Source organism: Streptomyces sp. NBC_00464, from assembly GCF_036013915.1.
Lineage (GTDB): Bacteria > Actinomycetota > Actinomycetes > Streptomycetales > Streptomycetaceae > Streptomyces.
Genome location: NZ_CP107899.1, coordinates 2,631,142 through 2,644,287, shown reverse-complemented (window position 1 = coordinate 2,644,287; position 13,146 = coordinate 2,631,142). Strand labels below are relative to the sequence as shown.

At 71.0% G+C, this 13,146-nt stretch carries 11 protein-coding genes and 1 pseudogene; 9 read left to right on the top strand and 3 right to left on the bottom strand.

The window, feature by feature from the left end; all coding sequences use genetic code 11:
- The first annotated feature begins 16 nt into the window (after positions 1-16).
- From OG912_RS11530 to OG912_RS11505, 6 genes are all read left to right on the top strand, one after another.
- Complete coding sequence (locus tag OG912_RS11530) at positions 17-1,651, top strand: NAD(P)/FAD-dependent oxidoreductase (protein WP_327709282.1); 1,635 nt, start codon at positions 17-19, stop codon at positions 1,649-1,651.
- A 78-nt stretch (positions 1,652-1,729) separates the two neighbouring features.
- Positions 1,730-3,394 carry an NAD(P)/FAD-dependent oxidoreductase gene (locus tag OG912_RS11525; RefSeq protein WP_327709281.1) on the top strand — a complete coding sequence of 555 codons (1,665 nt, stop codon included), beginning with the start codon at positions 1,730-1,732 and terminating at the stop codon, positions 3,392-3,394.
- A complete protein-coding gene (locus OG912_RS11520; protein ID WP_327709280.1) occupies positions 3,384-3,926 on the top strand; it encodes a flavin reductase family protein in 543 nt (180 codons plus the stop codon). Before OG912_RS11525 ends, OG912_RS11520 begins: the two co-directional genes overlap by 11 nt.
- Complete coding sequence (locus tag OG912_RS11515) at positions 3,923-5,674, top strand: fatty acyl-AMP ligase (protein WP_327709279.1); 1,752 nt, start codon at positions 3,923-3,925, stop codon at positions 5,672-5,674. Before OG912_RS11520 ends, OG912_RS11515 begins: the two co-directional genes overlap by 4 nt.
- Positions 5,675-5,829: 155 nt before the next feature.
- On the top strand, positions 5,830-7,419 hold the full coding sequence (locus OG912_RS11510; protein WP_327713394.1) for an acyl-CoA carboxylase subunit beta: 1,590 nt from the start codon (positions 5,830-5,832) through the stop codon (positions 7,417-7,419).
- Positions 7,416-7,640, top strand: coding sequence for an acyl-CoA carboxylase epsilon subunit (locus OG912_RS11505; protein ID WP_327709278.1), 225 nt, complete (start codon positions 7,416-7,418; stop codon positions 7,638-7,640). Before OG912_RS11510 ends, OG912_RS11505 begins: the two co-directional genes overlap by 4 nt.
- A gap of 8 nt (positions 7,641-7,648) precedes the next feature.
- On the opposite strand, the gene OG912_RS11500 is transcribed toward OG912_RS11505, so the two are convergent.
- Genes OG912_RS11500 through OG912_RS11490 form a run of 3 tightly spaced genes read right to left on the bottom strand, consistent with a single transcriptional unit; the run spans position 7,649 to position 10,487 of the window.
- The gene (locus tag OG912_RS11500; RefSeq protein WP_327709277.1) at positions 7,649-8,536 is read right to left on the bottom strand and encodes an ABC transporter ATP-binding protein; all 888 of its coding nucleotides are present in this window, start codon (positions 8,534-8,536) and stop codon (positions 7,649-7,651) included.
- Entirely contained in the window at positions 8,533-9,423 is an 891-nt protein-coding gene (locus OG912_RS11495) for an ABC transporter ATP-binding protein (RefSeq protein ID WP_327709276.1), read from the bottom strand. Before OG912_RS11495 ends, OG912_RS11500 begins: the two co-directional genes overlap by 4 nt.
- A complete protein-coding gene (locus tag OG912_RS11490) occupies positions 9,420-10,487 on the bottom strand; it encodes an ABC transporter permease (protein WP_327709275.1) in 1,068 nt (355 codons plus the stop codon). Before OG912_RS11490 ends, OG912_RS11495 begins: the two co-directional genes overlap by 4 nt.
- 193 nt (positions 10,488-10,680) lie before the next feature.
- Here OG912_RS11490 and OG912_RS11485 point away from each other — a divergent pair.
- The 3 genes and pseudogenes from OG912_RS11485 to OG912_RS11475 form a co-directional block, all read left to right on the top strand.
- Positions 10,681-11,084 (top strand): annotated as a pseudogene (locus OG912_RS11485) (transposase); the annotation flags it as partial.
- 56 nt (positions 11,085-11,140) lie between these two features.
- On the top strand, positions 11,141-11,800 hold the full coding sequence (locus OG912_RS11480; protein ID WP_327709274.1) for a TetR/AcrR family transcriptional regulator: 660 nt from the start codon (positions 11,141-11,143) through the stop codon (positions 11,798-11,800).
- Positions 11,801-12,062: 262 nt separating this feature from the next.
- Positions 12,063-12,752 carry a response regulator transcription factor gene (locus tag OG912_RS11475; protein WP_327709273.1) on the top strand — a complete coding sequence of 230 codons (690 nt, stop codon included), beginning with the start codon at positions 12,063-12,065 and terminating at the stop codon, positions 12,750-12,752.
- The last annotated feature ends 394 nt before the right edge of the window (positions 12,753-13,146 follow it).

Genomic DNA, 13,146 nt, shown 5'->3' with positions numbered 1-13,146 from the left:
CGAGAAGAGGCATCAGATGACGGAACGCCATGACGTCGCCATCCTGGGAGCCGGCATCGCCGGCTCGATCCTGGCATCGGTGCTCGCGCGCAACGGTGCCAAGGTGCTGTTGCTGGACGCCGGCAGCCACCCCCGCTTCGCCATCGGCGAGTCGACCATCCCCTACACCTCGGTCCTGCTGAAAGTAGTGGCCGCCCGCTACGGCGTACCCGAGATCGGCCACCTGGCCAGCTTCGCCTCGGTGCGCAAGAACGTCACCGGCGCATGCGGCATCAAGCGCAACTTCGGCTTCGTCTACCAGCGCGAGGGCCGGGCCCAGCAGCCCCACGAGGTCAACCAGTTCGTCATCCCCCGGATGCTGCACACCGAGAACCACTTCTTCCGGCAGGACATCGACGCCTACATGACGTACACCGCCGCCCGCTACGGCGCGGAGGTCCGTCAGAACACCCGTATCGAGGAGATCGACATCGACGGCTCCGGGGTCACCCTGAGCGCCGCCGGCGGCACCAAGTTCCTCGCCCGCTACGTCGTGGATGCCAGCGGCCACCGGTCTCCGGTCGCCGAACGCTTCGGCCTGCGCGAGACCCCCACCCGCTTCCGCCACCATTCCCGGTCCCTGTTCACCCACATGGTGAACGTCACCCCCTACGACCGGGTGATGCGCAACCCGGGGGCCTACGGCAACCCGAGCCCGTGGCACGAGGGCACCCTCCACCACGTCTTCGACGGCGGCTGGCTGTGGGTCATCCCCTTCGACAACACCAAGAACGGCACCAACCCCCTCGTCAGCGTCGGCCTCACCCTCGACCCCCGGCGTCACCCCCGCCCCGACTGCCCGCCCCAGCAGGAGTTCGACGACTTCCTGCGCCGCTTCCCCGACATCGCCCCCCAGTTCCGCGACGCCCGCCCCGTGCGCGAGTGGGTCTCCACCGGCCGCTTGCAGTACTCCGCGAGCGGCACGGTCGGCGACCGCTACTGCGTCACCGCACACGCCGCCGGCTTCATCGACGCCCTCTACTCACGCGGCATGACCAACACCCTGGAAGTCGTCAACGTCCTGGCCCACCGCCTGCTCGACGCCGTCCGCGACGACGACTTCTCCCGCGAGCGCTTCGCCCCGGTCGAACAGCTCGAACAGCGCCTGCTGGACTCCAACGACGACCTGGTGAACAGCTCGTTCACCGCCTTCCGTGACTACGACCTCTGGAACGCGGTCTTCCGGGTCTGGGCGATCTCCACGGTCCTCGGGACCTTCGGCCTCCAGACCGCCTACGACCGCCTGCGCCGCTTCGGTGACCTGCAGCCGTTGCGCGACCTGGAGAACGCCAAGTATCTCGGCTCGCCCTTCCCCACCCACGAGCCCACCAACGAACTGCTGCGCGCCTCCACCGCCATCAGCGACCAGGTCGAGAACGGCACCCTGGATCCCCGCGAGGCATCCACCCGCATCTTCGATCTCCTGGGCCGGGCCGACTTCCTGCCGCCGCCCCTGCAACTGGACCGACCCGGCAACCACTTCTTCCATGCCACACCGCCGCGCATGGCCCGCACCGCGGCCTGGGCCAGGACCAAGGCACCCGCGCACATCGCCGGCACGATCACCGGCGCGATGAGCTCCTTCGCCCGCGAACATGTGCCCGGCCGCTGACCCGCGGCCACCCGCGCGTCCTCCCGGCCGCGCCCACAGGCATCCGACCGCGCCCGATCCGAACAGGTGATGGGGAACATGACCAGCCAGCCAGACAACCCAGGCGCCCACCCCGCCGACGACGTGGATGTGACCATCCTCGGCACCTCGACCTCCGGCACCCTGCTGGCCCTCGCACTCGCGCGGGGCGGCCTGACAGTGGAGCTCCTGGGCGAGGACCAGATGCCCCGCGTCACCGGCGGCGAGGCGACCCTGCCGTGTACGTCGTTCCTCTACGAACTGATCGCCACCCGCTATCGGCTGCCCGAGGCCGCCCTCCTCGCCGACGCCGGCCGGGTTCGCGCCGAGGTCTCCCACCACTCCGGCGTCCACCGCACCTGGGGCTTCGTCCATCACGAGCCCGGCAGGGAGCACCGGGCCGCCCACAGCCTCCAGTTCAACGTGCCCTCCGAACACGGCGAAAGTCACTTCCACCGCCCCGACCTGGACGCCTGGCTCCTCGCCGGAGCCGCACGGCGCGGCGTGCGGACCCAGCAGCGCAGCCGGGTCGACAAGGCCGTCGTCGACAGCGACGGCGTCAGGCTCACCCTCGAATCCGGCCGGGAACTGCGCACCCGCATGGTCGTCGACACCCAGGGCCCCGACTCCGCCGTCGCCCGCGCCCTCGGCGCCGAACGCACGACCCTCCGCACCACCCGCACCCACGGCTTCCACGCCGTCGGCGTACGGCCCTACGAACAGCTCGCCCCGCCCCACCCCGGCTCCCACCCCTGGTCCCAGGGCGTCCTCACCCACCTCTTCGACGGCGGCTGGCTCCAGATCGGTCACTTCCGCAACGGTGACGGCACTCCGCCGCCCACCGCCCTCGCCGCCGTCACCCTCTCCCTCGACGCGAGCCGCCATCCCGAACCGCCGGGCCACAGCACCGAGGACCTCTGGCAGGAGGTCCTGCGGCACGCCGAACACCACCCGTCCCTCGCCGCCCAGCTCGCCGGCGCCCGCCCGATGGCCTCCTGGAGCGACCCGGCACCGCACTGGCGGGCCACGCGCACCGCCGGCGACCGCATGCTCCTCCTCGACCGGGCTGCCCTCGGCGGCGACCCCCTGCTCGGCCGCGACCTCTACGCCTCCGCCCAGCTGGTTCTGGTCGCGGCCGGCGACATCCTGGCCGCCGCCCGCGACGACGACTTCTCCCCGGGCCGCTTCCGCTACCTGGAACGTCTCCAGCACAGCATGGCCGACCGGCACGACGCCCTGGTCGGCGCGGCTCTCGCGGCCGGCGGCTCCTTCGAACTCTGGAGCGCGCTGGCCCGCGTATGGCTGCTGGGCACGATGTTCGACGCGCTCTCCCTCAAGCGCAGCTCCAAGGAACTGGCCCGGGGCGCCTCGGAGTCGGCCCTCGCCGGACTGCGCGCCGACCCGTCCCGCGGCGTCTGTCACCGCACGGTCCCCGAGTACGACGACCTGCTCGACTCCACGCTCGCCCTGTGCGGGCAGGTCGCCGCGGGCGACACCGCCCCCCGTGAGGCCGCGGACCGCATCATGCGACGCCTGCGGCACGACCGGATCGTCCCGCCCATCTACGGCTTCGGCGACCCGGACGACCTGGAGTACGTACTGAGCCTGCGCGGCAGGCTGCGCACTCTGCGCTGGATACGCGGCGAGACGCAGCCCTCGGTACAGCGCCTGGTCCGCTCCTACGGGCTGCGCGGCAGAGGCAGGGGCCTCGGCGATGACGACTGACCCGCACCTCCTCGCCCCGGACGGCCTCGCCCCGGACCCGGACGCCGTACGCCGGGTGTGCGGCCATTTCGCGACCGGTGTCGCCGTCGTCACCGCCGCCACCGACGACGGTTGGACGGGAGCCACGGTGAACTCCTTCACCTCCGTCTCCCTCGAACCGCCCCTCGTCCTGTTCTGCCTGCGCCGCGACTCCCGTCTGCTGCACACGGTCCGCGCGCGCGGCCGGTTCGCGATCAATGTCCTCGCCGCCGCTCAGAGCACCACGGCCCTGCGCTTCGCGGCCAGGGGACAACCCTCCTTCGACGGCCTGGACTGCCTGGTCGGAACCACCGGTGCCCCCGTCCTGCGCGACAGCGTCGCCTATCTGGAATGCACCCTCGCCGACGAACACCCCGGCGGCGACCACCGGATCGTCGTCGGCGCCGTGACCGCCCTGGGCCTCCTCGGCTCCGGCACCGGGGCCGTCCACGACGACCCCCTCACCTTCTACCGCGGGCGGCTCGCCCGGCTCGACAAGGAGTGCCAACGATGACCGCCGAGCTCACCGAGCACGTGGCTGACGGAACCCGGACCCTTACCGGCGCCCTCGCCCTGCGTGGCATCACCCAGCCCCACGACACCGCCTACGTCTTCCTGCGCGACGGAGAACACCCCGAACCGCCCCTGACCTACGGGGCCCTGGCCGACGCCACCACCGCCCGCGCGACGGCGTTCACCGCCTCGGGAATGGCCGGACACCCCGCGCTGCTCCTGTATCCCACGGGCCCGGAGTTCATCCGCACCCTGCTCGGCTGCATGCGGGCGGGCGTGGTGGCCGCACCCCTGCAAGTGCCCACCCGGGCCCGCTCCCTGGCCCGGGTACGGCGCGTGGCACGCGACGCCGGCACCCGTACGGTGCTCACCACCGCCGCCGTCAGGGCCGATCTGCTGGAACGGTTCGGCGACGGCCCCGAGCTCGACGGCCTGGACCTGATCGCCACCGACACCCTCCCCGCCCAGCCCACCGCCGCGCTCCCACCCCCGCCCGGACCGGACGCCCCGGCCCTGCTGCAGTACACCTCCGGGTCCACCGGCGACCCCAAGGGCGTCGTCGTCTCGCATGCCAACTTCCTGCACAACGCGACGGAGACCCTTGAGTCCTGGCCGTGCGGCCCCAGCAGCTCCATCGTCTCCTGGCTGCCCCTCTTCCACGACATGGGCATGCTCTTCGGAGTGATCCTGCCCCTGCTCTCCGGGACCCCCGCCCACCTGATGGCACCCGAGGCGTTCATCCGCCGCCCTGCCCGATGGCTCGAGGCGGTCTCCCGCTTCCGGGGCACCCACGCCGCGGCCCCCAGCTTCGCCTACGAACTGTGCGCCAAGGCCGCCGCGGCCGGCGAGGTGCCGCCCGGACTGGATCTGTCCTGCTGGCAGGTGGCGGCCAACGGCGCCGAACCGGTGCGCTGGCAGGCCATCGAGGCGTTCACCTCAGCCTTCGCCCCCCACGGCTTCGACGCCCGAGCCATGTGCCCCGGCTTCGGCCTGGCCGAGAACACCCTGAAGGCCACCGGCGACCGGGGCGACAAACCTCCCACTGTCCTCTGGATCCGCGACGACGCCCGCCGCGACGGCCGTGTCGTGACCGACCCCGCCGCACCAGGCACCAGCCCCCTTGTCGGCTGCGGCCGCGCGGTGGGCGAGACCCGCGTACTGATCGTGGACCCGGCCACCCTCGTACCGGCCGGGGAGGACACGATCGGTGAGATCTGGGTGAACGGCCCCTGCGTCGCCGGCGGCTACCACGGTCGGCCCGCCCTGAGCGAACAGGTCTTCCGTGCCCGCCTCGCCCCGGGCCACGAGGACGGCCGCAGCTACCTGCGTACGGGCGATCTCGGCTTCCTCCACCACGGCGAACTCTTCGTCAACGGCCGCCTCAAGGACGTCATCGTGCGTACCGGCCGCAACTACTACCCCCAGGACATCGAACTCTCCGCCGAGACGTGCGCCCCGGGCCTGCACCCCAACTGCGCCGCCGCCTTCTGCGTCGAGGACGGCGCGTCGGAACGCCTGATCGTGGTCGTCGAGGTGGACGGGCGCGCGGCCCGCGCCACCACCCCCGCCCGGCTGCTCGGCCTGGTGCGTGAAGCCGTGTGGGACAACCACCGCCTGCGGGCCGACGACGTCCTGCTGGTACGGCGCGGCAGCCTTCCCAAGACCACCAGCGGCAAGGTCCAGCGCCGGGCCGCCCGTGGCCTGTACGAGGACGGCACCCTCGCGGCAGCCTCCCTCGGCACCTCCTGACCGCACCCTCCTCCCGCGACGACCCCCACCGCTCCGCCGTCCCACCGTTCCAGCATCGCCCCGCCCCCGCACCGTCGTTCGCGTACCCAGGGAGGTACCAGCCCGTGTCGGAAACACCCGCACCACCTCAGGGGCCCACCCCGGACCCACCCCGCATCCCGGCCCAGCGCACTCGCCGCAGCACCGCGGCCCGGCTTGCCGAACTGGAGGCCCGCCGCGAGGAACTGCGCGCGGCCGCCGAGGAGGCGCCCAGCGTGCGCAGACAGCACGAGAAGGGCAAGCTGACCGCCCGCGAGCGCATCGAGGCCCTGGTCGACCCCGGCAGTTTCGTCGAGCTGGACGCTTTGGCCCGCCACCGCAGCCACGACTTCGGCATGCAGCGCCACCGCCCCCTCGGCGACGGCGTCGTCACCGGCCATGCCACCGTCGACGGACGCCGGGTGTGCCTGTTCGCCCAGGACTTCACTGTCTTCGGCGGCGCACTCGGCGAGGTGTACGGCGAGAAGATCAACAAGGTGATGGAGCTGGCCCTGCGCATCGGCTGCCCCGTCATCGGTATCAACGACTCCGGCGGCGCCCGCATCCAGGAGGGCGTGGTCGCCCTCGCCCACTACGCCGAGATGGTGAGGCTCCAGGTCCAGGGCTCCGGGGTGATCCCGCAGATCTCCCTGATGACCGGGCCCTGCGCGGGCGGCGCTGTCTACGCCCCGGCCATCACTGATTTCGTGGTGATGGTCGACGGCATCTCGCACATGTTCGTCACCGGCCCGGAGGTGCTGCACGCCGTCACCGGCCAGCGCGTCGACCGCGAGGAACTGGGAGGTGCCGCCCTGCACAGCACCGTCTCGGGCAACGCCCACTACCTGGCCCGTGACGAGAAGGACGCCTTCGAGTACGTGCGGTTGTTGCTCGGGTACCTGCCGAGCAACAACATGTCCGAGGCGCCGGTCGACGCGTACGCCCCGGTGGTGGACCCCGACACCTTCTCCCCGGCCGACCTCGCCCTGGACACCCTCGTCCCCGACGAGCAGAACCGCCCCTACGACATGCACCAGGTGCTGAGTACCGTCCTCGACGACGGTGAACTCCTGGAGGTGCAGCCGCTGTTCGCCCGCAACATGATCTGCGGCTTCGGCCGGGTCGAGGGCCGCAGCGTCGGCGTGGTCGCCAACCAGCCGCAGATGATGGCCGGCGCCCTCGACATCGACGCCAGCGAGAAGGCCGCCCGCTTCATCCGCACCTGCGACGCCTTCCACGTCCCGGTCCTGTCCTTCGTGGACGTCCCGGGGTTCCTGCCCGGCCTGGACCAGGAGCGCGCCGGCATCATCCGCCGCGGCGCGAAACTGATCTACGCCTACGCCGAGGCCACCGTCCCCACTGTCACCGTGGTCACCCGCAAGGCGTACGGCGGTGGTTACGGGGTGATGGGCTCCAAGCACCTGGGCGTCGACGTCAACCTCGCCTGGCCCACGGCCGAGATCGCCGTCATGGGCGGCCAGAGCGCGGTCACCGTGCTCCACCGCAAGGAGGTCGAGCTGGCCGACGACCCCGTGGAAACCGCGAACCGGCTGCGCACCGAGTACGAGGATGCCCTGTGCAACCCCTACCGGGCCGCCGAACGGGGCTATGTGGACGCGGTGATCATGCCGCGGGAGACCCGCCGCGAGGTGGCGTCGGCGCTGCGGGCCCTGGCCGACAAGCGGGTCTCCCACCTCCCTCGCAAGCACGGGAACATCCCGCTGTGAGCGGCTCGCACGTGCGGGTGGTGCGCGGCGCCCCGGCGCCCGAGGAACTGGCTGCCCTGATGGTGCTCTGGGCTCGGCTCACCAAGGAGAGGGCAGACGCGGCGGCGGCCGCGGGCAGCGGGCGGGCAGGGGGTGCCCGCCCACCCGCACGGGCCTTCCCGATGACCGAGGTCCCCGTCCCGGGCGTGGGCGCTTGGCGACGCAGTGGCCGGCCGTCCTGAATCCGATGTCAGACGCGGGTGGCGGCGGCCCGGTCGATGACGGTCATGGTCTCCTCCAGCGTGGCGGGGACCTCGCGGCTGTCGGCGGCCACGCCCGCCGCGCTCAGCGTGACACGGACGGTGTCGGGCGAGGTGTCGGCCAGCCGGACCCGCCGGCCGGCGAGTGTGACCGGCAGCGAGGCCCGGTCCAGTGCCTCGAAGGCGGTGGACCACTGCTCGGTGTCGACCTCGCAGGCGGTGGTGGCGCCGATGATGTCCCTCTCCGTTCCCTCCGCCACCGCCCTGCCGTGCGACATCAGCACCAGCCGGTCGCACTGCTGGGCCTCCTGCATGTAGTGGGTGGTGACCAGCACACCGGCGCCCCGGTCGGCCTCGGCGTGCACGGCGTCCCACAGCCGGGCCCGCGAGAGCGGGTCCACACCCGAGGTCGGCTCGTCCAGCACCAGTAGCTCGGGCTCGTGCGCGAGCGCGATGGTGAAGGCCAGCTGCCGTTGCAGCCCCAGGCCGATCGCTCCGACCGGCCGGTCGCGGACGGCCCGCAGGGCGGGCGGCAGCTTCGGGTCGTCGACGCCGAAGGCGGCGTTGGCGAAGCGCAGATTCTGCGCAACGCTCAGCGACTCCCACAGTCCCAGGCCTTGCGGGACATAGCCCAGCCGGCGGCGGGTGGTGCGGTCGGGGGTCTGCCCGAACAGGGCGACGGACCCGCTGGTGGGGACTGACAGGCCCAGCATCAGCCGGATCAGGGTGGTCTTGCCCGCGCCGTTCGCGCCGAGCAGGCCGACGATCTCGCCCGCGCCCACCTGCATGCTCACGTCGTCCACGGCGGTGAAGGAGCCGTAGCGCCTGCCGACGGAGACCACCGAGGCCAGGGGCCGCGCGGCCTGGGGGGCGTTCACGAGTTGTCTCCGGCCCGTTGCGCCGCCAAGGTGTAGACGATCACGCTGTCCTCCATGTCTGCGGGGATGGGGTCTTCTCCGTCGCGGGGTGGTCCCGGGTGCCAGGACCGGGTCTCGTAGCCGCGGCGCCAGGACAGCTCCGCAGGGCCGGCGGGGGCGCGGCCGGTGGTCAGCGTGCCCGGTGTCCTCTCCAGGATCTCGGCGGGGGCGCCGGAAGCCAGGGTGGTGCCGTGGTCCAGGACCAGGCAGGTGGTGGCCCGTTCCGCCTCGTCGAGGTAGGTGGTGGCCATGACGACGGCCGTGGACTCGGCCGCGGCCCGGGAGATCAGCCGCCACAGGTCCACCCGGCTGACCGGGTCGACGCCGGTGCTGGGCTCGTCGAGCACCAGCAGGTCCGGGCGGTGCAGGATGGCCAGGCAGAACGCGAGCTTCTGCCGCATGCCTCCGGACAGGTCCTTCGCGAGCCGGCCCACCGCATCGGTCAGACCGGCTGCCGCCAGGAGTTCGCTCTTCCGTTCGGTCAGCTTCCGCCCGCCCAGCTTGTGGGCGGCAGCGACGAATTCGAGGTTCTCCTCGACTGACAGGTCGCGCCAGACCCCGGAGGCACCGGTGGGCATGAACCCGCAGCGTGCGGACGGGGGACCGCTCACTCTGCCGCCGCTCACCCGCACCCGGCCCACCAGCGTGCGCAGCAGTGTCGTCTTGCCCGCGCCGTCTCCTCCGACCACGGCGGTCACCTCGCCGCGAGGGGTGGCGAGCGTGACGTCCTCCAGAGCCGTGGTGCGGTCCAGCACGACGGTGGCCCCGAAAATCCCCCAGCCGTCGGAGGGACCCGGTGTCCCGGCGGACGGCACGTCCTGTCCGGACGTGGAAAGCAGGCGGCTCATCGTCCCTCTCCCACCGGCGAGGAGGTCCGGGGGGCGGTCGTCCGCCTGGGTGCGCCGGGCGCCAGGTCGCGGCGGAAGCGCAGCACCGCGGCGGAGAACACCAGCACCGCCATCAGCGCCAGCACCCCGAGCGGCAGGGCGAGCGAAGACACCGGCGCGTCCCGCAGCATGACCCCGTTGGAGATCATGTTGAAGTACGTCAGTGGCAGGACATATCCGATCCAGCGCACACCCGCGGCCATCGCGGCCAGCGGGAAGATCATGCCGGAGAGCAGGATCTGCGGCATCACCGTCATCAGCGCCATCTGCATGGCCTGGCCCTGGTTCTGGGAGAGCGTCGAGATGAGGACGCCCAGACCCAGCACCACGAAGAGGAACAGCGCCGCCCCCAGCGCGAAGATCGCCACGTTGCCCGTGAAGGGCACTCCGAACAGCAGGCATCCGATGACGGTGACCAGCACCATGTCCACCGCTGCCAGCACGAAGTAGGGCGCGATCTTCCCGGCGATCACGTCCGAGGGCCGGAAGGGCATCACCGCGAGCTGCTCCAGAGTGCCGGCCTGTCGTTCGCGGACCAGCCCGATCGCGGTCACGATCGTGCCGATGAAGGCCATGATCATGCCGACCAGGGCGGGCACCATCACCCACGAGGTCTTCAACCGCGGGTTGAACAGGACCTCGGGTTCGAGCGCGCCGTTGCTCGCCGCCACCGCGGCCGACGCCGACTGCGCGGAGAAGAGCTGCGAGCCGTCGATCAGCGCCTTCGGCTTCTCGCCCCCGTCGGAGGTGACGATCACGACCGCGGCCCTCTCCGACCGCAATGCCTGCTCGGCATCCTCGCGTCCCTCGTCGGGCCGCACCGATGCGACGTCGAACGGCGAGCTGAGCTGCTGGGCCACCTGTTCGGCCCGGGGGCCCACCACGCGTGTCTCCAGCTCGTCGACATGGAAGTTCGCCGCGTAGCCGAAGATCACCAGGAGCAGGAGCGGCAGGGCGATGATCATCGCCATCGTCCGTCTGTCCCGGCGCAGTTCGAGAAATTCCTTGAGGATCATCGCCCACATGGCGTCACCCAACTGTTTGTGTGACGGGCCGCTTCTGCCCCGGTCCGCCTCCGGAATGAGGGCCGGTCCACGCCCGAAGTGCCGCCGGAGGGCGGGCCGGACTGGGCACACGGTAGGGGGCGCGGAAGAGGAAATGCAACAAGCGTTTATTTACGAGCCATCTCATTTGGTGGGGCTCGGTACCCTGTCGATCATGGTGGGGATCGTTGAGCGGCTGGTGCCGGATGAGTTGTGGGAGTTGTTCCAGCGGGTGGTGCCGGAGGCGCCGTCGCGCCCCCAAGGGGGTGGCCGGCGCCGCCACGGTGATCGGGAGGTTCTGGCGGCGATCGTGTTCGTGGCCACGTCGGGCTGCGCCTGGCAGCAGCTGCCATCGGCGTCGTTCGGGCCGTCCGGGGCAACTGCGCACCGCCGGTTCGCCGAATGGACAAGGGATCGGGTCTGGGTCGGGCTCCACCGCCTGGTCCTGGACGAACTCGGCTCCGGCGGAGACCTGGACTGGTCGAGATGCGCGATCGACTCGGTGAACATGCGGGCCCTGAAAGGGGGGAGTTGACGGGCTCGAATCCTGTCGGCCGGGGCAAGTGCGGGTCGGAGGTCATCTGCTGCCGCAGAGAAGCCAAATGAGATGATCTCCGGCTAAGTAGGATGGGGGGGTGACAACGACAGGCCCCACCCCTCGACGCAGCCGCGGACGGCCCGCGGGAAGCCGTTCCGGCGAGACCGAGACCCGCGTGCGGATCCTGGAGGCCGCCAGGGAGTTGTTCGCCAGCCGCACCTACGGCGCCACGACGATCCGCGCCGTCGCCGCCGCCGCCGATGTCAACCCGGCACTGGTGCACCACTTCTTCGGCACCAAGCGCGACCTGTTCGCCGCCACCGTGCAACTGCCGGAGCCGCTCGTCGGCCAGTTGCCCGGACTCGTTGCGGGCGACATGAAGGACATAGGCCGCTACATCGTCCGCCTCTATCTGACGATGTGGCAGGACCCGTCCACCGCACGTCCGCTGGCCGCCATGGTCCGCACGGGCATGTCCGATCCGGAGGCCGCGGACATCCTCAAGCAGGTGCTCACCTCCACGATCCTCGGTCCGCTGGCCGCGGCCTCCGGCCGGGACCAGCCGGGCCTGCGCATCACCCTGGCCGCCACCCACCTCGTGGGCCTGGCGATGGGCCGGCACATCCTCACCCTCCAGCCCCTCACCGAGGCCGACGTCGATCACCTCGCGGCATGCGTCGGCCCGGCCATCCAGCACTACCTCACCGGACCCCTGCCGCCCCCGCCGTCTGCCTCCACCGGCGGAACCGCCTGTTGAGCACCCCGTGGACCGGCAACCGGGCGCACCGGATTTCGGACCCGGGTGATTTCATACCGGGGAAGTGCGGGTCTCTTCCGCTCTTCGGGAGATCGCGCCCGTCGAATGGGGCTGTAAACGATGACGGACGGATCGGTGCATCCCTCCGGAATTGCGCACGGAGGTGGCCTTCTCTAATTCTCAATATGGCCCGCGATGTGACGGACATGCTAGGGTCATATTCTGCATCTGGAAGCTTGGATTACGCGTACGGGGGCAAGTAATGCAAGAGGCTGCCGCCAGGGTATTTCTGGTGGATCCGAGCGCTGTTTCGAGGGTTGGGCTGAGTGTTCTGCTGGGCCGTGAAGCGGGTCTGGATGTAGTCGGCGTGGCCGCCGACCCGGCGAGCGCACTGCCCAGTCTCGCCAAGCTCTCGCCGGACGTCGTGATCATCGACGGCCAGGACTTCGAACCGCACTCCTCCGCGGAGATCAGACTGCTCGTCGCCGGCGCGGGCGAGGTCGGCCCAAAAGTGCTGGTCATGGTGCCGCGGCTGGACCGGGTGGTGCACAGCTGGCAGGCGGCGGGCTCCTGGGGGGTACTGGACAGCCGGGCCAGCCCCGAGTGCATCGCTGCCGCCGTCCGCATGATCGGCGCCGGCTATCGGCTGGTCGTGCCGCACCGCGAGAGCGAGGAACCGGACGCCGAAGAGCCCCCGCAGGTGACGCGGGCGAATGTTCCGGATCTACCGCTGGAAGATATCGGAATAACTCCCAGAGAACGCGATGTGCTGGAACTCGTTACCCGCGGGTATTCCAATGCAGAAATTTCGGAAGCGCTTTTCCTGAGTGAAAGCACGGTTAAATCCCATGTTCAGCGCATGCTGGGGAAGCTCGCGTTGCGCAACCGGGTGCACGCCGTCATATACGCCTACGAAAAAGGTATCGTGCGGGCCGGTGGCAATGTTCGATGAAATCAAGCGGGGTGAGCCGGGAAGCCGCCTCTCGCGGTCATCGGCGGCACAGCCAAGGAGAATCCGGCGGCAAGGGGGGACCCGGCGCCCGTCGGGAGGGAACGGCCCCGCCGCCTCCCGGGACACACCCGCGAACGAGCGGAGGGGGTGTGTGCGTTCACTGGTGCTCTCCAACATGCGTGGACGGGACGGAAATCGGAGCTCGTCCGTCACCCTGGAGCACAGTGCGACTCCCGTGGCGGCCCCTCCATCAAAGGACGGGCTCGTGGAGGCGTCAACCCAACGAAAGCGCGGACTTGTCGCCTCGGGGAGGTGCCGCTCCGCCGCGCCCACGGCGCCCGTCGGGCAGCGGCCTCCACTCGCCGAAGCAGCCGTGTGGAGAAGGATCTCGAGA